At 37.5% G+C, this 19731-nt stretch carries 17 protein-coding genes; 10 read left to right on the top strand and 7 right to left on the bottom strand.

The features are described 5' to 3' along the window. The first annotated feature begins 251 nt into the window (after nucleotides 1-251). The 4 genes from ABN236_RS07220 (at nucleotide 252) to ABN236_RS07205 (ending at nucleotide 5024) form a co-directional block, all read left to right on the top strand. Entirely contained in the window at nucleotides 252-1046 is a 795-nt protein-coding gene (locus tag ABN236_RS07220; protein WP_088494493.1) for a protein bax, read from the top strand. A 163-nt stretch (nucleotides 1047-1209) separates the two neighbouring features. Continuing rightward, nucleotides 1210-2628, top strand: a complete 1419-nt coding sequence (locus ABN236_RS07215; protein ID WP_088494492.1) for an MBOAT family O-acyltransferase — start codon at nucleotides 1210-1212, stop codon at nucleotides 2626-2628. Continuing rightward, nucleotides 2615-3817 carry an SGNH/GDSL hydrolase family protein gene (locus ABN236_RS07210; protein ID WP_349473677.1) on the top strand — a complete coding sequence of 401 codons (1203 nt, stop codon included), beginning with the start codon at nucleotides 2615-2617 and terminating at the stop codon, nucleotides 3815-3817. The genes ABN236_RS07215 and ABN236_RS07210 overlap by 14 nt, the downstream gene beginning before the upstream one ends. Next, nucleotides 3792-5024 (top strand): SGNH/GDSL hydrolase family protein, encoded by a 1233-nt coding sequence (locus tag ABN236_RS07205; protein ID WP_318621204.1) that lies wholly within the window; start codon nucleotides 3792-3794, stop codon nucleotides 5022-5024. Before ABN236_RS07210 ends, ABN236_RS07205 begins: the two co-directional genes overlap by 26 nt. Before the next feature lie 65 nt (nucleotides 5025-5089). Here the strand turns inward: ABN236_RS07205 and ABN236_RS07200 are convergent, their stop codons facing one another. The 4 genes from ABN236_RS07200 to gntR form a co-directional block, all read right to left on the bottom strand. After that, entirely contained in the window at nucleotides 5090-6028 is a 939-nt protein-coding gene (locus ABN236_RS07200; RefSeq protein ID WP_349473676.1) for a methyl-accepting chemotaxis protein, read from the bottom strand. Between the two features lie 150 nt (nucleotides 6029-6178). After that, the gene (gene gntU / locus ABN236_RS07195; RefSeq protein ID WP_088494488.1) at nucleotides 6179-7516 is read right to left on the bottom strand and encodes a gluconate transporter; all 1338 of its coding nucleotides are present in this window, start codon (nucleotides 7514-7516) and stop codon (nucleotides 6179-6181) included. Then, nucleotides 7513-8067 carry a gluconokinase gene (gene gntK, locus ABN236_RS07190; protein WP_194951282.1) on the bottom strand — a complete coding sequence of 185 codons (555 nt, stop codon included), beginning with the start codon at nucleotides 8065-8067 and terminating at the stop codon, nucleotides 7513-7515. Before gntK ends, gntU begins: the two co-directional genes overlap by 4 nt. Nucleotides 8068-8388: 321 nt before the next feature. Continuing rightward, a complete protein-coding gene (gene gntR, locus ABN236_RS07185; RefSeq protein ID WP_088494486.1) occupies nucleotides 8389-9384 on the bottom strand; it encodes a gluconate operon transcriptional repressor GntR in 996 nt (331 codons plus the stop codon). A gap of 231 nt (nucleotides 9385-9615) precedes the next feature. Here gntR and ABN236_RS07180 point away from each other — a divergent pair, with 231 nt between their 5' ends. The 6 genes from ABN236_RS07180 to ABN236_RS07155 all read left to right on the top strand — a co-directional run bounded on the left by ABN236_RS07180 (nucleotide 9616) and on the right by ABN236_RS07155 (nucleotide 16315). Continuing rightward, the gene (locus ABN236_RS07180; protein WP_088494485.1) at nucleotides 9616-10647 is read left to right on the top strand and encodes an iron ABC transporter substrate-binding protein; all 1032 of its coding nucleotides are present in this window, start codon (nucleotides 9616-9618) and stop codon (nucleotides 10645-10647) included. After that, complete coding sequence (locus ABN236_RS07175) at nucleotides 10644-11639, top strand: FecCD family ABC transporter permease (protein WP_349473675.1); 996 nt, start codon at nucleotides 10644-10646, stop codon at nucleotides 11637-11639. Before ABN236_RS07180 ends, ABN236_RS07175 begins: the two co-directional genes overlap by 4 nt. Next, a complete protein-coding gene (locus ABN236_RS07170; RefSeq protein ID WP_349473674.1) occupies nucleotides 11639-12433 on the top strand; it encodes an ABC transporter ATP-binding protein in 795 nt (264 codons plus the stop codon). The genes ABN236_RS07175 and ABN236_RS07170 overlap by 1 nt, the downstream gene beginning before the upstream one ends. Continuing rightward, a complete protein-coding gene (locus tag ABN236_RS07165) occupies nucleotides 12420-13244 on the top strand; it encodes a class I SAM-dependent methyltransferase (protein WP_311755250.1) in 825 nt (274 codons plus the stop codon). Before ABN236_RS07170 ends, ABN236_RS07165 begins: the two co-directional genes overlap by 14 nt. Continuing rightward, nucleotides 13241-14089 (top strand): ModD protein, encoded by an 849-nt coding sequence (gene modD, locus ABN236_RS07160; protein ID WP_349473673.1) that lies wholly within the window; start codon nucleotides 13241-13243, stop codon nucleotides 14087-14089. Before ABN236_RS07165 ends, modD begins: the two co-directional genes overlap by 4 nt. Nucleotides 14090-14362: 273 nt before the next feature. Then, a complete protein-coding gene (locus ABN236_RS07155) occupies nucleotides 14363-16315 on the top strand; it encodes a TonB-dependent receptor plug domain-containing protein (protein ID WP_349473811.1) in 1953 nt (650 codons plus the stop codon). A gap of 103 nt (nucleotides 16316-16418) precedes the next feature. Here the strand turns inward: ABN236_RS07155 and ABN236_RS07150 are convergent, their stop codons facing one another. The 3 genes from ABN236_RS07150 to ABN236_RS07140 all read right to left on the bottom strand — a co-directional run bounded on the left by ABN236_RS07150 (nucleotide 16419) and on the right by ABN236_RS07140 (nucleotide 19721). Beyond that, entirely contained in the window at nucleotides 16419-17477 is a 1059-nt protein-coding gene (locus ABN236_RS07150; protein WP_349473672.1) for an IpaD/SipD/SspD family type III secretion system needle tip protein, read from the bottom strand. Between the two features lie 128 nt (nucleotides 17478-17605). Beyond that, nucleotides 17606-18898 (bottom strand): IpaD/SipD/SspD family type III secretion system needle tip protein, encoded by a 1293-nt coding sequence (locus ABN236_RS07145; RefSeq protein WP_349473671.1) that lies wholly within the window; start codon nucleotides 18896-18898, stop codon nucleotides 17606-17608. A gap of 4 nt (nucleotides 18899-18902) precedes the next feature. Then, nucleotides 18903-19721: a type III secretion protein gene (locus ABN236_RS07140; RefSeq protein ID WP_349473670.1), complete on the bottom strand. Its 819-nt coding sequence runs from the start codon at nucleotides 19719-19721 to the stop codon at nucleotides 18903-18905. Nucleotides 19722-19731: the final 10 nt, after the last annotated feature.

Raw genomic sequence — 19731 nt, 5'->3', positions numbered from 1 at the left:
AAAACCCTTAATTTTACTAAATTTAGGTTAAGTCATTGCTTTTATCATAAGATAAATTTAAGTTTACGATGAAAAAGCACTTTTTGTTAAAGGAAAAAAGCGATTATAAAACGAGGCTTTCCAGTAAACCTTATACATTTATTTAACAAATCACTCGTAGTTATCCTAATGTGAGGCGATATTTTGTAGATATGAAAAAAGTAATTTGCTAGTATTCGTTCGATTTTTATCCAGTTAAACGAGGAGAAGCAATGCCCTCTCAATTGATGAGGACAAGTGCCGTCTTCGCTTTCTTGATTTCACTACTATTTACTGGTGTAAGTTTTGCTTCAACCAGTACCGGCAGTTCCCAGATACTGCAGGCGTATTCTTTCAAAAGCACGTCAACACCGTTGCCAGATTTGAAAAGATACCCTTCGGGAACACAGCGTAAGAAAGCGTTTTTAAATGTCATAGTTCCTATTATTGACAATGTTAATAATAAGATAATGAGAGATCGTGAGTGGTTAACTGCTCAACGTAAAGCCCAGCACTGGGGCAGCGCAGATTTAAAAAAACTGCGTGAAATCTGTCAATACTATGGCGTCACATGTACCAGCCCGAAAAAAGTAAATTGGGATTCGTTATTAACTCGCGTTGACATTATTCCGACACACTTTGTCGCAACGCAAGCTGCAACGGAATCAGGCTGGGGAACATCGAAGTTGGCACAACAAAATAACAATCTATTCGGTATGCGATGTGGGAGTCAGTCTTGCAATAACGTTCCAGGGAAAACCAAAGGCTATGCAGCCTACCCTGATATTGAAGGCTCAGTGATTGCTTATATGCGTAATCTCAATACGCACCGCGCCTATAATTCATTGCGCTCCTCAAGAGCACAACAAAGAATGACGCAGCAACAACTCGACTCTCGCCAGTTAATCACTGACTTGAAAGGTTACTCAGAATTGGGTTCAAGTTATAACGATTATCTGACCGAAATGTTCGACTCAAATAAAAAACTGATCACTCAAGTTCAGTTGCAGTCGAAGCAAGATAGCTAAGCTTTAACAAGCTTTCATCTGACAAAAAGCCACTTTTCTTTCTAGAGAAAAGTGGCTTTTATTTATTACAAGATAATCTTTTGATTGAAAGCCTGCTTAGAATTCATAATATATGGGGTAACACGTTTGGTATGACTTTTAAATCACACCCTTAGAGCCCTTTATGAATTTTTTTTCATTCGAGTTTCTCGGAGCCTTTGTTAGCTTTTTTGTTCTATACTGGCTCTTCCAAAAGCACGTCAAGATCCAAAATATTCTACTGATAACAGTCAGTTACGCTTTTCTTTTTTATGCGGATTATCGTCCTGCGATTATCTTATTAAGTTACACGCTCTTTATTTATTTACTGGCGAATATATTAACTAAGTACACGTCCTCTAAAGTCATATACTGGCTATTAGGGTTATTAGTTGCGGTCTATTTTACTGCCTTTAAATATTACTCATTCTTCCAAGAAACGCTGACACAAGCATTCCAGCAATGGGGACTCAGTATTGAGCTGCCTCTTATTGAGTTGCTTGCGCCACTAGGACTCTCTTTCTATATTTTCCATTCAGTTAGTTATGTCGTTTCTGTTTGCCGAAAAGAGATCCCTAAAGCACCGTTTTTAGATGTCGTTCTTTATCTATGCTTTTTCCCAAGCATAGTTGCGGGGCCGATTAATCGCGCTAAAGAATTTCTTCCACAAATTCAGGCTCCAACCCGAAAAATCATTGATTATAAAGGGGCGATAATGCTGATTGTTTTAGCTATCGCAAAACTCTTTTGGTTAAGTGGTTGGTTTTCAACAAACTATGTTGATCCGGTATTTAACGCGCCTGATTTAGCGCAAAGTGGGCAAGTGCTGACGGCGGTTTATGCCTATGCATGGCATATCTATTTTAATTTCTCTGGTTATACCAATCTTGTTACAGGTATTGCCTTATTACTGGGCTTTGTTGTCCCTCGCAACTTTAATGCGCCTTATTTAGCGATAAACTTAGCGGATTTCTGGCGTCGCTGGCACATCAGTTTATCTACCTTTATTCGTGATTACGTCTATATTCCTTTAGGGGGTAATCGTAAAGGAGTGATTAGACAAAACTTTAATGCCTTTGCCGCGATGGTAATTTCTGGATTATGGCACGGTGCTGCTATGACCTTTATTATTTGGGGTGCTATTCACGGGATTGGTGTGGTGTTATTAAATATTAAACACCGTCTCTTCCCAGTGAAGAAAAATGCCCCACCAAGCGCGTTATCGTCATTGAATATGTTGTTGTCATGGATAATTACTTTCCACTTTGTTTGCTTTGCTTGGATATTTTTCCGCAGTCAAACCGTGGGAGATGCTTTTGTTTTAATACAGCAACTCTTTAGTGTGGGTGCTTGGGCGTCATTACAAGCTGAAGGCTTAACCCTCTTTATGTTCTGGGGACTTTTCTTACTTTACCCTTGCTTTGTAACATTAAGGGATATTGTGGCTCGTCTTGAGAAAAGAGTGCCGTGGTATGTTTATCCGCTACCACTTGCGTTGATCCTCACGATTATTTTCATGTTGTCTCCAGATGGGGTGCCAGGATTTATTTATGCCAGCTTTTGATTTCTGCTCAAACTTAAAAAAGACAGCAAAAGTTGCCTTAATGGTGCTATTCAGCACCCTCTTTCTGATTTGGCTAAACCAAACATCACTAGAGCGTTTTTGGCAACAACAATATCATCACCCTGCACCTTGGTCTGGACTTTCTCACTATTATGCTTGGCAAGTGGGTGGACAACTGCGTGATGGCGTATTCGTTGCAATAGAAAGCTATGGAGATTACCTACAAGTTAATCATCCTGATAATCAGGCTAAACCAATAGTGCAAACCTCAGCCCCTGAGCAGCTCCCTGAAGGCTTTGCTGTTGGCTTACACTTCTTTAATGGGTACACACGACCAGCGACTCAATTAACGCAACGCTTTCCTCAATTATTAGAGCGCAAGCAGGCAATGGGTGGGTTACCTTACCATTCTGTTACAGACGTGTCTGATGCCGCATTAGAAGCCTTAAAACCTATCGTTCAAAAAACAGAAATTATCTTATCACCAGAAGATAAAGTGTTATTTGCGGGCGATTCAATGATGCAAGGTGTTGCACCTTTACTTAAACGTCAACTACAAACGGATTACAACATCAGCAGTATCGATTTAAGTAAACAAAGTACAGGACTTGCCTATCCACGCTTTTTCAATTGGCCACAAACTATTGCGACACGCTTAGCCAATGACGACTCCATCAAATTATTAGTGGTCTTTTTAGGCCCTAACGATCCTTGGGATATGCCGCCTGATGGCGGAGGACGCTACTTAAAATTTGCCAGTGAAGCATGGGAATCTACCTACCGATCACGTATTGCAGGCATTATAGAAAATGCAAGACAGAATAATGTCACGGTGATTTGGGTTGGTCCCCCTAATATGCGTAAACAGAAGTTATCTGAAGGTATGGCATATCTTGATAAACTTTACCGCGAAGAAGCTGAGAAAATGGGCGAAATTTACCTTTCCGTCAATGATATGTTTAAATATGAGAAAGATATTTATTCTGATTATATGGGCGATGGTAGCAGTCGTGTTAAGTTAAGAGCCGGTGATGGCATTCATTTTAGCTTAAAAGGTCAGCAAATTATTGCTCAACACGTATTCTCACGTATTCATCTTCAAGAAGAAATTAAAGAAGATAATGCAGTCGATGATGTAAAAGATAAAAACACGGTTATTGTAAATGAAACAAATAACGCACATCCTTGAGCGTAAAACTTTAGTCAGTAGCTCAATCATACTGGCTTTAGTTTCACTCTTAGTTGCTTGTAACCAAGACACTGAAAAAACAGTAAAGCTCCCTACACCAACAGTATTACCTGCTGATGGTTCGAGACAGCTTTATAACTATCATGATCCCCACTTTGCCGGCTTTGTTAAGAAATTACAGCAAGGTCGCCAAACGGTGCATATCGTTCAGTTAGGGGATTCCCATACTGCGGCCGATTTTTTCAGTGGTAAGTTACGTGAACGTTTTCAAGCTGACTATGGTAATGGCGGTATTGGTTTTATTCCTCCAACGAATATCGCAGGTCAGCGTATTGCGAATGTACAATACCAAAGTGACAAAAAAGCTTGGACACTGCTTTCAAGCAGAAAAGATAGCGATCCTGATTTCCCATTAGGGGGTTTTATTAGTGAACCTCAAGCTAAATGGGCAAAATTGCAGTTATCTGAAAATCCAGTAACTCAGCAGCGCTATCAATTACAAGCACTTTATAAAACGCCAACGACAGCGCAGGTGAATGTACAGTCATCGACAAGCAAAGTCCTTTCACTGTCACAAACACAAGGTAAATGGCAATTTTCAAATCCGACTGCCATGACATTCCCTGTCAGTATTACCGTTAGCAAAAACCAGCCTGTTAAATTAGGCGGCTGGTTGATCACCAATCAACAGCCCGGCGTCATGCTTTCCTCATTAGGCATTAACGGTGCCACTATTAATATGATGGATAGATGGGGTTCACAGTGGACCGAAACATTAGGACAATTACATCCTGATATGGTGATTTTGGCTTATGGTACAAACGAAGCCTTTAATGACACTTTTGATTTAAGTGCCTATCGCCAGCAGCTTACGGATAAAATTCGCCAAATTCGCCAGCAAGCCCCTAATAGCGCTATTTTATTAATTGGGCCGTCTGACTCAATCAAAAATAAAGAAGCCTCTGACTGTCGTTCACAGCAGCCTCAATGGCTAACTGATATTGTCAGAATTCAAAAAGAAGTCGCCCAACAAGAGAAAACGCTATTCTGGGATTGGCGTGACTATATGGGTGGAGAGTGCTCCATAAAAGCGTGGGCATTGTATGATTTAGCAAGACCTGATGGTGTTCATCTTTCTCGTGAAGGTTATGAAAGCAGTGCCAATACACTTTATAGCCAATTGAACACATTAATGAACAAAGGCTAATTCACGCTTTACAACACACAAAAAGGAGCTTATTGCTCCTTTTTTTCTTATTTTTATTTAGCTGATTAGTAATCTACTGAGTTTAATAAAACATCCACATACTTGATAACATCGACACTGGCCTGTTCCATTCGCTCTATATATTGCGTTACCGCTTCTTGATCACCTTTTATATTAGCGCTTAGCGCTAAACGACCACATTCATGCACTAATTTATGCGGCTCATCTAAACGACGAAAAGCCTCTGTGCCCGCAAATTTCCGTCCATCACCTTGGTAATACCATTTCCCTAATCGACATTCAGTGTGCTGATTAACGCAGTGCTCATCGTCATTATTTAATAAATGAATATAAATAGCTTCTTTCCATAAAACATGATCGAGTTTGACGGTATTAAAAAATTGCTGCATCGAAATAAAGGTAAAAATATGTTTAAGCTCGCTCGCTTGTTCCGACAATGATGTTAAATTTTGATGCCCTTCTTCAACCTGTATTTTTATTTGTTGAACCTGCTCTTGGTTTTTTTCTGTGGTTTCTTTCACAGGAATAAAGCGAGCACCTAAATTATTATTAATACTGGCAATAGAAGAGGCTTGCTTCTGGATTTCTAATGATAACTTTTTCATCTCTTGGGCTAAGACTGAAAATCCCGCACCTTCTCGCCCTATATGCCCTGCTTCAATCGCTGAATTTATCGATAAAAGATTCGCCTGACTGGAAAGCCTATCAATATTACTGGCGCTCTCTTTGATTTTTTTTAGCCAACCAGAGAAATTTTCTATCTCTTCTCGGCTATGCGTAAAATGTGTATCAACCTCATTTAAAAATTGAGTTAATAAGCGGGAATTATCCAGCATCTTGCCAAATAGATGTTCCATCTCATCGAGCAAATTAAGCTTATCTTGTAGCTTATTGCTTGATGCTAAAATCGAATCACGTATAAGTGTGATTGTGTGAATATTACAATCCGTGTGTTTAATGAAAAGCGAATTATAGTCAACCATAATATGACAACCCCAATGTGCCCACAGAATAAAGAAACCTATAGGTTAATGAGACACGAGGTATTTTCTGTCATATTTGATAGCCATTTATAGCAATGAAAAAAGCGCGTCAAAGGACGCGCTAATAATTTGAAAAATAAAGATTAGATATCAAAGAAATGCGAAGAAAATCATACCGATTACAGCACCGGTTGTGCCAAGAATAGTTTCCATTAATGACCATGTTTTTAAGGTTTGAGCTTCTGTTGCGCCTGTAAATTTACCAAACAACCAGAAACCAGAATCATTAACGTGGCTAAGAATAATAGAGCCACCCGCAATACAAACTGATAATGCAGCCATTTGAGCACCGCTGTAACCCAATTCATTGATAACAGGTAAAACTAAACCGACAGCAGTTAAACAAGCAACTGTTGCTGAACCTTGAATAACACGCACTGCACCCGCCAGAATAAAACATGCTACTGCGATTGGCATACCTGCACCAATTAAAGCATTACCCAATGCAGGACCAACACCCGAATCTACCAACACTTGTTTAAAGACACCGCCCGCACCTGTGACTAGTAAAATGATCCCCGCAGGTTGGATTGCAGCAGAACAAATCTCCATCACTTTTTCTTTACTCATACCACGGCGGATTGCTAAGCCGTAAATAGCCACTAAACAAGCGACAAGAATAGCGATAAATGGATGGCCAACAAATTCAAGAATGTTGTACAGCTCTGAACCTTTCTCAACGAAACGCGCACCAATGGTTTTGCATCCCACTAACACTAAAGGTAATAACACCAGTGCAAGACTGAAACCAAAGGAAGGCATTTTGTTTTGACCTAAACTTGGTTCAGACAAATCTTTTGGTAATTCTAAGGTAACGTAACGGCTGATAAAGTTACCGAAGATAGGACCTGCTAATAACATGCCCGGAATAGCCGCACACAGACCAATTAAGATCATCCAACCAAAATCTGCATTCATTTGGTCAGCTAATAACATTGGTGTTGGCCCCGGTAATAAGAAGGCTGCGGCACCTGCAACACCCGCAAATAAAGGGATTGCCATTTTCACTACATTGCCACCGGTACGGCGAGCGACAGCAAATACAACGCCAATTAATAAAACAACGGCGACATCAAAGAACAGAGGTAGGGCACAAATTAAACCTGCGATACCTAATGCGTAGTTGGCACGTTTCTCACCAAAATACTTTAATAACCGTACTGCGATTTGGTCTAATGCCCCTGTTTCATGCAGCACCTTACCAAACATTGCACCCAGTGCGACAACGATAGAGAGGAAACCTAAAGTACCTCCCATTCCGTTTTGCATGGTTTGTGTGATTTTTTCCAAAGGCATGCCTGAGAAAATACCCGCACCAATCGCAACAATCATTAATGCAATAAAAGCATGTAAGCGTGCATACATAACAAAAAAGAGCAGTAATAAAACAGAGCCAACTGCTGTTAGCACAAGTGTTAATGTACTCATACCGTTTCCCCTTCAAAAGTCCCTTGAGTGACTGAATTTATCTTATTAATTGCACTTTCAATCACATCATCAAGTGGCATTGAAATATCAATTTCATACACATCATTTTCAGCTGTAGTTGGCTCTTCTAAGGTTTCAAATTGTGTCACTAACATTTGAGGTTTAAAGAAGTGCCCTTTACGTGCTTTTAAACGACTTTCAATCAGCTCATAGTCACCTTTTAAATATAAAAAGTGCAGGCATTGATTGCCGTCTCTTAACATATCGCGATACTGTTTTTTCAATGCAGAACAAACAATTAACGAAACGCTATTGGTTCTTTGCATTGCAAATGCGGCATCATTTAATGCTTGTAGCCAAGGTTTACGATCTTCATCATTTAAAGCATGGCCTGATGCCATTTTAGTAATATTTGAGCGAGGATGGAGGAAATCACCGTCTAAAAATGCAGCACCTGTACGTTGTGCTACACCGCTTGCGACCGCAGATTTACCGCTGCCTGATACCCCCATTAAGATGAAAACATGGTGTAGGGATTGGGTATCGTTCATAGAATGCTCCTTTAAGGCAGATATTAAGTCTTTTTTGTAATGTTACCCGTAACTGTTACGGGTAACATATCCGAAGTGACAAGGTAAATACAACAACGAAGATCAACTAAGAAGTGAAAATGTGAAGCGACTCTCAAATGAAAGTAAGATGATCTACAAAATGACAACAAAATATCTGACCAACTTCTTTTTATTCACAGCCAAATTGGCAGTAATAACACTGAAAGAGAAAAGGCATCTCAATAAAAAACCCTACTGTTACAAACATAACAATAGGGCTTAAAAATCATTATTTTTCAAAATTATCAATAAGTTAATTAATTATATACTTTCACCCGTAATAATGCGGAAACCTACATCAATCACTTGACCACGAGCAATTTTACCCTTCATCCGTTTAAGCAATAAATCAGCAGCTTGTTGCCCCATTTCATCACGAGGGGTAAAGATACTCGCCAGACGAGGCGTCATCACTTGTCCAACATCGTGTCCATGGAAACCCGATATCGCAATATCCTCTGGCACAGAAATACCTAAACGTTGACACTCAAAAATGGCACCAATTGCGATATCGTCATTGGTGCAATAAAGTCCATCTAAATCAGGATATTGCTTACGTGCAGCATGTAATAATTCAGCACCTAACGAATAAGATGAGCTCTTTGGCGTCATCACATTGCCAATAGGTAAGCCTGCATTTTGCATTGCTTTTTCATAACCTTGTAACCGCATTAAGGTTCGTTCATCCTGTCTTGCACCGAGGTAGATAACACGTTTACATCCACGTTTGATCATCTCATTGACCATCTGTTCTGAAGCGTCAACATTATCTAATCCTACTGCCGAATCAAAACAAGGCGAAACACTGTCCATGATTTCCACCACAGGAATACCTGCGGTTTCTAACATTTTCATTGTCTTTGGTGTATGCGTTCTTTCAGCAAGAATAAGTCCATCGATATTATAAGAGAGTAATGAAAGTAGACGCTCTTCTTCTTTTTCAGCACGATATCCGTAGTGCGCTAACATGGTTTGATAACCGTATTTATCGGTCACTGATTCAATGCCACGAATAACTTCAGCAAAAACTTGGTTAGTTAAAGAAGGTAGCAATACCCCAATCGCATGACTGGTCGAATTCGATAAAATATCAGGGGCGCGATTAGGAATATAATTGAGGCTATCTAATTCACGCGCAATTTTTTCTCGTAAAGCTTCAGAGACTTGTTCGGGATTACGCAAAAAACGACTAACCGTCATTTTGGTAACACCGACTCGTGAAGCGACATCCTGTAATGAGGGGCGTTTTTTCTTCATTTTATATCGCAACTATCCAAAAACACTCGTATTAATACGCGCTTTAATTTTCCAAGAACGCTGATTATAGCCCTAGGTTATACACTATTTCGAATAAAGTTTTTCAGATGTGTGCTTAGATTTGATTTTGACTGATGATCCCTTGACTTAAGCCAAAGGAAATATAGTATTCTTCGCTGTATAATAAATGAAACAACGATACCAATATAAAACAATAAATAGTGTGAACTTATGGCGATCCGTAGACGACAATTTCTAACTTACCTCACGACAATTGCGACATTATCAGCACTTCCGCATTCTGTAAGAGCAGCAATAACCTCACGTATAGCAGCACAATTCGGTCATGTTCCGGCATCAACCGCGATCCATCGCGTAATAAGTGCAGGGCCTCCGACTGATCAATTGTTACTTGCATTAGCGCCTGAAAAATTATTGGGTTTTTCCTCACTTAATTTAGAAAAAAGTCCTTTGTTTTCAGATGACCTGCGTAAATTGCCTCGTTTAGGGCGCTTATCAGGACGAGGAAGTACCCTCTCTTTAGAAGCCTTACTGACGTTAGAGCCCGATATTATTATTGATAGCGGAAATGTGGATGAAACCTATCGTTCATTAGCGAAACGTGTTTCTGATCAAACGGGTGTACCTTATGTGTTAATTGATGGCACATTAAAAGATAGTCCTGCCCAATTACGTCAAACAGGAGCTTTACTCGGTGTTGCAGAAAGAGCAGAAACATTAGCGCTTATTGCAGAGCAATATCTTAGTGATGCCGCTTTGTTTGCTTCTACACAAAAAACAAACCCTCGTTTTTACCTTGCCCGTGGTGCAAAAGGGCTACAAACGGGTGCAAGAAGCTCTATTCATACCGAAGCGATTGAAACATTAGGCTTTGAAAATGTGGTAGATATTCCTGACTTCACTGGATTAACTGATGTTTCACCAGAACAACTGTTGATGTGGGACCCTGAAATTATCATCACACAAGATGAAAATGCCTATCAGCAAATTATGCAAGACTCGGTATGGAAAAGTATTCAAGCCGTTAAAAACAACAAAGTGCTACTATTTAAAGGCTTACCATTTGGTTGGTTAGATGGTCCTCCGGGGATCAACCGTTTAATGGGAATGCGTCGCTTACAAAGCCATTTTGACGCTCGAATAGAAAAACAAGCGGCTCAAGATCTGCAAACTTACTTTGCTCATTTTTACCATACGCAATTAAGTGCTGAACAATGTCAGCAATTGCTGGGGTATTCATGAGTCAATCCGTACGCATCACGCTTTTATTTGCATTATTTTCCATTGTTGCGTTAATTGCGATCACAAGTGGTAAGTATTCACTTACTACTAGTGAGCTGTGGACACTGGTAAGTAATAAATTAACGGGCAATGTAGAGTATAACCGCACAGAAACTGTCTTTTGGCAAATAAGATTTCCCCGCGTTTTGGCGGCAATTTTAATTGGTGGAGGACTTGCGATTGCAGGTGCAGCTTATCAAGGCATGTTCCGCAATCCTTTGGTATCACCTGATATTCTCGGCGTTTCATCAGGTGCTGGCGTGGGTGCTGTATTAGGTATTTTTCTTGGTCAATCGATGTTATCGATCCAGCTTTTTGCCTTCGCTGGCGGTTTGGCGACAGTTGCCCTTGTCTACTTTATTGCAAGGCTTGCGAAACAACACGATCCAGTGCTTTCCCTTGTGTTGGTTGGTATTGCTATCAGTGCCTTATGTGGCTCCGCAATCTCATTAATGAAAATTCTCGCCGATCCTTATACTCAATTGCCTTCTATTACCTTTTGGCTATTGGGTGGTCTTTCGACTATTACCGCTTCTGATTTAATTTCCGTTGCACCTTTAATGTTAGTCGGATTTATTCCACTGATTTTATTACGCTGGCGTATGAATATTCTCAGTTTATCTGATGAAGAAGCCAGAGCATTAGGTTTAAACGTCGAAGTCACTCGGCTTGTTTTTATTTTGTCAGCCACATTAATCACTGCAAGTGCGGTTTCTATCGCGGGTATTATTGGCTGGTTAGGTTTAATTGTCCCCCACATTGCAAGACTGTTAGTGGGCGCTAACTTCAGTCAACAACTCCCAGTTTCCTTACTTGTGGGAGCCATAATGTTGTTAATTACAGATACATTAGCTCGCACAATTGCCAATATTGAACTTCCACTAGGCATTTTAACATCTGCCATTGGTGCGCCATTCTTCTTAATGTTGTTACTTAGAACGAGGAAAGGCTGATGATCATTGCTAATGCGAAGCAGCTCGCCATTGGTTATAAAGGCAAGACCTTAATTAAAGATCTCTCATTTCACATCGAGCAAGGGCAAATTATCTGCTTATTAGGTGCCAATGGCTGCGGTAAAACGACGTTAATGCGAACACTATTAGGGTTAATACCTTGTATTGATGGTGAGATTAATATTGCAGGTAAAACACTAAGTGAGTGGTCACCAACAGAACTTGCCAAAGTAGTTGCCTATGTTCCTCAAGCCACACATATCCCCTTTTCTTTTAATGTCATTGATATGGTTGTGATGGGACGAGGTGCGCATCTCTCCTTTTTCTCTATGCCAAGCTCGAAAGATAAAACGATGGCAATGGAAACCTTAGAAATGCTCTCGCTTTCTCATCTTGCTCACCGAACTTTTGATACTTTAAGTGGCGGTGAAAAACAGATGGTTTTGATTGCTCGCGCGTTAGTGCAACAACCTAAGTTGCTGATCATGGATGAACCCGCAGCAAGCCTTGATTTTGGTAATCAAATCAAACTGCTTACCCAAGTTAAGGCATTAAAAGCGTTGGGGATCAGTGTTTTTATGTCTACACATCACCCTCAACATGCTGCCTCTTTAGCGGATGATGTTATTTTACTGACACCTCATACCCCCGTTTTGCAAAACAGCCCTGAAGTTTTGCTGACACCCGATAATTTAGCGCACCTTTATGGTGTACAACCAACAGATATTCAGGCGCATTTTCACGCCTACTCTGATAATAAAAATGACCATAGGCAAGAATATGAACACTATTGAAACCACGGATTTTGCTGAACTTTATAAAAACCACATGGTACAGGCTGAAAGAACCAAAAAAGAGCCTGAGCATTGGGATAAACGAGCTGAAAAAATGGCAGAAACTTGTGCCAATCCTAATGATCCTTATTTAATAAAATTTCGTGAAATGATGGATTTTACTGGTGCTGAAACTCTATTAGATGTGGGTTGCGGCCCAGGATCTATTAGCATTCATGTGGCAGATAAATTCAAAAAAACCATTGGTATTGATTACAGTACAGGTATGTTAGCGGTTGCTAAACGCAGAGCTGAACAAGCAGGTATCAACCACGCTGAATTTATAACTTGCTCATGGGAAGATAGTTGGGATGATCTTCCTCGTTGTGATATCGCGGTTGCTTCACGCTCAACATTAGTGATGGATTTACAAGCCGCACTCTTAAAACTGAATCGCCAAGCTAAATTACGTGTTTATACTACTCATACAGTTTCTCCAACCTTTGTTGACCAACGCATTATTCGTTTATTAGGTCGTGAAGTTCCTACGCTCCCAACATACATTTATGCTGTGAATATGCTAAACCAAATGGGTATTCACCCTAAAGTGGATTATATCCGTAGCCGTAATTGTCAAAGTAATTTCAATAGTCTTGAGCAATTTATTGAAGGTATTAATTTCTCCGTAGGGCCTTTAAGCGAAGACGAAATTGTACGCCTAACAAATTACTATCATGAAAGTATTGAAAAAGGCGTTTCACTGATTTCACCAACTCGTGATTGGGCAATGGTTTCTTGGGATGTCGTTCCTGAAAGCGAGTTAAACCTATGATTTATTATCCTGATGCCTTTCTTGATAATTTATTGATGGAAGATATCCAATATGGCGATCTCACCAGTCGAGCTCTCAATATTAGTGATCAGCTAGGTACAATGACATTTACACGCCGTGAAGCAGGTTGTGTCAGTGGGATCACACTAGGTTGCCGTTTACTAGAAAAATTAGGATTGATAGTAACAGCACATCGACAAGATGGTGATTTTGCTGATAAAGGTGATTGCTTAATCACAGCCGAAGGCCGTGCTGATGCACTGCACCAAGGCTGGAAAGTCGTGCAAAACGTGCTTGAGTGGAGTTGTGGCGTGAGTGACTATATGGCAAGAATGCTGGAAATCTATCACCGCTATCAACCTAAAGGGCAAATTGCGTGTACGCGTAAAAATATCCCTAATACCAAATTACTGGCAACTCAAGCGGTACTTGCGGGTGGTGGTGTTATTCATCGCCAAGGCTGCTCTGAAACTATTTTACTCTTTGCTAATCATCGTCGATTTTTATCAGAGCCTGATAATTGGGCACAACATGTTAAGCAGTTGCGCCAAGCTGCGCCTGAAAAATGCATTGTTGTAGAAGCTGACGATATTGAACAAGCAAGAGAAGCGTTAAAAGCACAGCCTGATATTTTACAGCTAGATAAATTCTCAATTGAAGATATCTCACAATTACAACAAGAAGCACCTCAAATTGCGCCTCATTGTCACTTGTCTGTAGCTGGCGGTATTAACCTCAATACTATCGAGAAATATGCACAAACAGGCATTACCTTAATGGTAACGTCTGCGCCTTATTATGCTCCACCGACGGATATTAAAGTTCGTCTTTACCCAAAAGATTAAATAAAAATAGCAACTTACAAGTAAGTGAGTATTTACATATTTAATCAACAATAAATAGAGACAACATCTACTCAATATAAAAGAAGTTATAACAAGGAAATGGTTGTAGTGGCATAGAGGAACATCTTTGCTGAGCTTCTTTTATATAAGTTTGTTGCTTTATTTTATAAAAAACGAGTGCTAACACATTGTCAGCACTCAATTTATTCATTTATTTTTACGCATATCGTTATATAAAAAATTATATATAGATTGTAAATTGAGATTGGAATGATGAAATTAAAACCTCTATGCTACTGTTTATCTCTTGCTCTACTGCCTAGTATTGCACTTGCTGACACCTCTTATGGGCAATCAACACCTGACTTATTAACCGTTTGGAGTAGCCCTATCGCAGCAAACCCAGACGTGTTAACGCAAGAGCAGATGCTTGAACAAAATAAAGTGAATGCGGCACAAGCTATTGCAACATTACCCGGTGTTGTTATGCAAAAATCAGGCAACCGCAATGAGTACACCATAAAAGTGCGTGGCTTTGATAGCCGACAAGTACCTGTATTCTTTGATGGTATACCAACGTATGTTCCTTACGATGGCAACTTAGACTTAGCCCGTTTTACCACTAACGATCTGGCCAGTATTGAAGTTAACAAAGGTTATACCTCATTACTGCAAGGCCCTAACTTAATGGGTGGTGCAATTAATATCACCACTGCGACACCAAAAAAACCATTAGAAGGAAGCATTGCTTATTCTCAAGGTTTTGCTCGTGGTGCTGATTATGCACATAACATGAGTGCCCGTTTAGGTGCACGTAATGACTTAGGCTTTATTCAAATCAGTGGTAGCCAATTAAAACAACGCTTTACACCAATTCCTGGTGCCGATGAAAATAATGCAGCAGCAGGCACTCATGGACGTCGTGATAATTCAGCAACTGATGATAAACGCGGCATGATCAAAGTAGGTTGGACGCCACGTGCTTCTGACGAATATACCCTGACTTATGTAAAACAAGACGGTGAAAAAAATAGCCCACCAAATACTTCAGCTAATGCAAAAGGTAAATATAAATATTGGGCATGGCCGGATTACAACAAAGAAAGTTATTACTATAGCGGTATCACTCAAATCACAGATGGTATTAATCTGCAAAGCCGTGCATATCATGATAAGTTCGAAAATACCCTCTATATGTACCCTAAAAAAGGCGACACTGCTGATTATAGCCACTATGACGACTACAGTACCGGTGCTGCATTACAGTTAGGTATTGATACACGCGAAAGCGACCTACTCTCTTTTGCCGCTCACTGGAAAGATGACGTTCACCGTTCTCAGAAAGAGAAAAATGGTGATTGGATGCGTTATAAAGACAGAACATGGTCTTTAGCGACAGAATATCAATGGGCTGCCACAAATGATCTCGATTTAGTCGGTGCAATTAGTTACGACTGGCGTGATAGCGTCGATACTGATAAAGGGGCTGATGATAACAAACAAACTGCCTTTAACTGGGAAATGATGGCGAAATATTCATTAGCCAATAATGATAACGTTCGTTTCTCTGTTTCTGATCGTAGCCGTTTCCCGACACAAAAAGAGCGTTACACCACTGAAAAACCAAAAGATGGATCAAAAGGAATTATCAATCCAGATTTAGATCCTGAGCGTGCATTATCTTTTGACCTAACCTATGAAGGACACATTACGGATAAATGGGGTTACCAAACCAGCATTTACTATAACCGTGTCAGTGATGCGATTATGGCACACACTGTTTATCGTAACGGTACTGCCTTTTTCCAAAATCAAAATAGTGGACGTATTGACTATATTGGTCTTGATTTAGGTACTAAAGGTAATGTGACAGATTGGTTAGAGCTTGGCTTAAACTACAGCTATATCCATAGCGACCCTAAACAAGTCGCACACGTGGAAGGCTTACCAAAACATAAAGCCTATATGTGGATGACGTTTATTCCTGTTGAGCAAGTTCGCTTTACGATTATGGAAGAAGCACAAGGTTGGACTTATAACCGCATTGATGAAAATGACAAACTGGCAGGCTATGCAAAAACTGACCTTCGTTTAGATTATGACTTTGGTTACGGCATTTCTGCTAATGCTTCTGTTAATAACCTCTTCGATAAATCTTATGAGTACACTCAAGGTTATATGGAAGACGGTCGCAATTACTGGTTAGGTGTAGAATATAAATTCTAATCTAAACAATTATTTTTAAACTCAAGAGCTGATATTAACCAGATATCAGCTCTTTTTTATCCCTAAAATATTTTTATTATCCATAACATTACTCTATATAAAATTAAAAACGTAGAAATCCTTTTGCCATTTCTAATAATGTATTCATGGTACTACTCACTATTTTAACAAAATTATCATAGTTACTATTTGCCGAACTATATTTTTTAGAAAGCTCATCAAGATTAGTATTTATTTTTTTCTCTAATGCATCAATAGCCTTCTTTAAGAGATCAAATTCTGTTTGTAACATATCTTTTTTACCTAGACCATTTTCTTTTAATGATTTTAAAAAACGTTCAATATCAGAGAGATCAATACCCGCTTCAATTTTAAAACACTCCTCCCCTGTTGAGGGATCTTTAGAACTGCTTTCATGAAAAAAAATACCTTTTATTCCATTTAATAAATCAGCAACCTTTGCCTTTGCATTATATAAATCGGAAAAACTTTCATAATATATCTTTTCATTATTCACTATGCGATAATAACGACCATCCTTATCTTGAAAATAAGACATTTCAAATCCAAAAAATAACTTTCCAATTGATTCGTTATTTGTAAACTCGTTAATTATTTTATTTATTTCATCAGCTATTTTTGATAAATCAACATTAATATAACCATCTTTTCCACCTGCTTCAGTATATTCACTTAGTTTTGATAATGCCTCCCTAAGTGCATTAACAAAATCCATATACTTAGAAAAAATATCTTTTAGTACATCCAAGTAATCGTTTTTCCCTGCAATAATAGATTGTTTTATATCATTAAATAAATCACTTAATGAATCTGTCGGATAGCTATTATCTGGTTGTAGATTTTTAATAGTACGAGAAGTATTGTTAATCTCATTTAAACTTTTTTGTTGATTAACATAGTTTTTGACATATTGTTCATCAAGAAAAAAATATCTCTCTTTTTGTGATAGATTTTCTAATTTTTTATTTTTTTGAAGATCATAAGTAAAAATATCTTGATACTCTCTTTTTACTTCCTCTAATAAAAAATGAGTATTATTTGAGAAATCATCTCTATTATAATCTATATTATTAGATAACTGAGTATTTGCATCTATTTTTTTATTACTTTTGGAAACATTAGAATCAATAACAATCGCCATAATATTAACCTTATACATTGATTATATATAATTGGAAATTTTAAACAAAAATTTAAAATTAAAGATAGCATTAGCATTATTGGGTATTTCTCTCTAAAAAATAATTCTTCATATTAAATAAATGAAGTTTAGAAACGCAAAAAACCTTTTGCCATCTCTAATAATGTATTCATGGTACTACTCACTATTTTTACAAAATTATCATAATTACTATTTGCTGAGCTGTATTTTTTAGATAATTCATCAAGATTTGTATTTATTTTCTTTTCTAATGCGTCAAGTGACTTTTTAAATAAATCGAATTCAGTTTGTAACTTATCATGAAAAATTAAACTTCCTTTCATTTTATTATTATTTTCTTCTTTAATTCTATCTATTTCAGCATCAACATTAATTAAAGGATTTATAGATTCAAACTCTACCGATGAATTTAATTGATCATTTATTTCTTTTTTTCTTATATTATTCTTCTCAATTAACTTTGCTCTTTCTCTATCTAAATCGTTTTCTGATAAAATACCTGAAGATGACAAATAAGTATTAAAGTTTTGCAGAAAATGATCAAGGTCGGAAAAATCAAGATAACAGTTAAACTCAGTTATAATATCTTTGTTATTTAAAATAGACGGTTGTATATTACTCTCCATTTCTACTTCATGCCCTTCTTTTTCTACAATATTAATTCCTTTTATTTCTTTTAATAATTGCCCTATAGAGTAAATTGCCTGTTTAACTTGCCTACTATTTTTATAATTAATTTCTTGTTTGTCTATTTCTCTAAGATAACTTCCATCATTTTTATGCTGATATAATAAATTTATATTAAAAAATGGTTTTTCACCATTTATGCTTGTATATTTTCTCTTAACTTCATTTAGTATATAATAAAATTTTATAAAATTGATGCTGATATGCCCATCTTTTTTCCCCGCTTTTGTATTATGACTTAATGAAGTCATAGCCTCTCTTAGATCACGAACATAATCCATATATTTAGAAAAGATAGATTTTAGAATATCTAAATAATCATGTTTTCCCACAATAATTGATTGTTTTACTTCAGAGAAAAAATCGTGCAATGAATCAGTAGGATAACTATGATTAGAAAGTGTATTTTTTGTTAATGATGATAATTCAGCCATTGAATTTAAACACTTTTTGTTTTCAATCATGTTTCTATCATACTGTTCAGAGAGAGAAATAAATATTTCTCTCTCTGTTTTTCCTTTTAAACTATTACAATTTAACCAGTTATTAAAATCAAAATCTTTATAATCTTGTCTTATATTTATTAGTAAGTTTTCTATATCATCAAAGTTTTCTATTTTATCTTTAAAAGTTGAAATATTATTACTGGTTGATGAAGTTATTTTCAAATAATCAGCTATATTAGACATCCCTGAATCAATAGCTTTAGACATTTTATTATCCTCTAACATTAGCGCCAATAGAAGATGCCGCATCTTGCTGTGCATGAATAATCGCTTCTATTGCTTGCAATAACGCTTTTACAACTTCAGTAATTTCACGTTGGATATCATTATTATTATTAACAACATGACTATTTATACTTGCCCTTGCTTCTAATACTTTTTGTTCACCATCAATTTTAATCCCTTGTGACTGTAATGTTTGATCTGCAACTCTTGCTAAAGGATCTGCTGTTGATGAGATTAAATTACCTGTAATAATAGTTGGGTTTGAATGACCAACTAAATCTTTACCCATACCTTTAATAGAAACAAAGGCTCCCATGCCATTAATTGCCATTGAAAGACCTGCACTCGTAATCGCTGCACCAATCATAATATTAGCTTTTTTATTAAGATTATCTTTTATTTGCTCTGCCATATTTAATTCAACATTCATTAACATAACACCCATTTCTCTGGATGCTTCAAACTTTTTAATCATCGCTTCTAAATATCTAACCATCAAATTAATTAATTTCATCATATCATCTGACAAAAAATTAAAAGAGCCTAAATTTTCTGTTTTAATATGATCATAAACATCATTATCATTATCAACATCTAATTCTTTTAATATCTTTTTTAAATCTGGGCTGTTTACTTCAGGTTTTGCTAAAATAGGTTTAATATTATCTTTTATTTTTTCAACGAATTCCTTAACTATAGGTTCAAATTCTTTATTTAATTTATTTTCATAAACAGTAGTTTCATTTTCGCTAGTTTTATTTACTTTATACTGATTTAATTCATGATTAATATTACTTATATTCATATTTACACCT

This window comes from Proteus sp. fly-1013 (assembly GCF_040140245.1).
Taxonomy (GTDB): domain Bacteria; phylum Pseudomonadota; class Gammaproteobacteria; order Enterobacterales; family Enterobacteriaceae; genus Proteus; species Proteus mirabilis_B.
Note: the sequence above shows the minus strand (reverse complement) of the source record. Positions and strands in the feature narration are given on the sequence as shown.